This is a genomic window from Bartonella sp. AP36NXGY, assembly GCF_042195865.1.
Taxonomy (GTDB): Bacteria; Pseudomonadota; Alphaproteobacteria; order Rhizobiales; family Rhizobiaceae; genus Bartonella.
This window is the reverse complement of the sequence record NZ_JBHIPD010000091.1, coordinates 1-1,634: the sequence shown is the minus strand read 5'-3', so window position 1 is coordinate 1,634 and position 1,634 is coordinate 1. Positions and strand designations below refer to the sequence as shown.

General features: G+C 44.4%; 1 pseudogene. It reads left to right on the top strand.

The window, feature by feature from the left end:
- Nucleotides 1-8 precede the first annotated feature (8 nt).
- Nucleotides 9-1,472, top strand: a pseudogene (locus tag ACFINX_RS09970) (cbb3-type cytochrome c oxidase subunit I); the annotation flags it as partial.
- Between the last annotated feature and the right edge of the window lie 162 nt (nt 1,473-1,634).

Below are 1,634 nucleotides of genomic sequence, written 5' to 3'. Positions count from 1 at the left end.
ACCGTTGACTCTTTTCAACAAACCACAAAGACATCGGAACTCTATACCTACTATTCGGCGCATGAGCTGGAATCATAGGCACAGCTCTAAGTCTTCTCATTCGAGCTGAACTAGGCCAACCCGGTAGTTTACTAGGTAGTGACCATATCTATAATGTCATTGTGACAGCCCATGCATTTGTTATAATTTTCTTCATAGTTATACCCATTATAATTGGAGGGTTCGGGAACTGACTAGTACCCTTGATAATTGGTGCTCCTGACATAGCATTCCCCCGTCTAAATAATATAAGCTTCTGACTTCTTCCCCCCTCTTTCCTGCTGCTAATGGCATCAACCATAATCGAGGCTGGCGCCGGAACAGGTTGAACAGTATATCCCCCCTTAGCAGGAAACCTCTCTCATCCAGGGGCCTCCGTAGACTTAGTTATTTTCTCCCTCCACCTAGCAGGGATTTCCTCTATCCTAGGAGCTATCAACTTCATCACTACCATTATCAACATGAAGCCCCCCGCCATATCCCAGTATCAAACCCCATTGTTTGTCTGATCTGTCCTAATCACAGCAATCCTACTACTCCTCTCCCTGCCAGTCTTAGCTGCCGGCATTACTATACTATTAACAGACCGCAACCTTAACACTACCTTCTTTGATCCTACTGGAGGGGGAGACCCTATCCTATACCAACACCTATTTTGATTCTTTGGCCACCCTGAAGTCTACATCCTCATTCTCCCTGGATTCGGAATAATCTCCCACATTGTAACTTACTACTCCGGGAAGAAAGAACCATTTGGGTATATAGGTATGACCTGGGCTATAATGTCAATCGGGTTCCTAGGATTTATTGTATGAGCCCACCATATATTTACAGTAGGCATAGATGTAGACACACGAGCTTACTTCACCTCTGCTACCATAATCATTGCTATTCCTACTGGAGTTAAAGTTTTCAGCTGACTTGCTACACTTCATGGGGGCAATATCAAATGATCTGCCGCAATACTTTGAGCCCTAGGCTTTATCTTTCTATTCACCATAGGGGGCCTTACCGGTATTATCTTAGCAAACTCATCCCTAGATATTGTACTACACGATACGTACTATGTTGTCGCCCATTTCCACTATGTCCTGTCAATAGGAGCTGTTTTTGCCATTATAGGGGGCTTCATCCACTGATTCCCTTTATTTTCAGGCTATACATTAGACCAAACTTATGCCAAAGCCCACTTTATTATTATATTCATAGGTGTAAATTTAACCTTTTTTCCACAACACTTCCTTGGCCTATCTGGAATACCCCGACGCTATTCTGACTACCCCGATGCTTATACCGCATGAAATGTTCTATCATCCATTGGCTCCTTTATTTCACTAGTAGCAGTGATCCTAATAATCTACATGATCTGAGAGGCCTTCGCCTCAAAACGCAAGGTATCAATGACCGAACAATCCCCCACCAACCTCGAATGATTAAATGGCTGTCCCCCGCCTTATCACACATTTGAAGAACCAGCCTATGTTAAACTAAACGAAAAAGGAGGGAGTCGAACCCCCTAAAACCGGTTTCAAGCCAATCCTATAGCCCCAGCGCGAAGGTGCTCGGTCCTTCCGAGAAAGCTAAGGCCGCGTTGG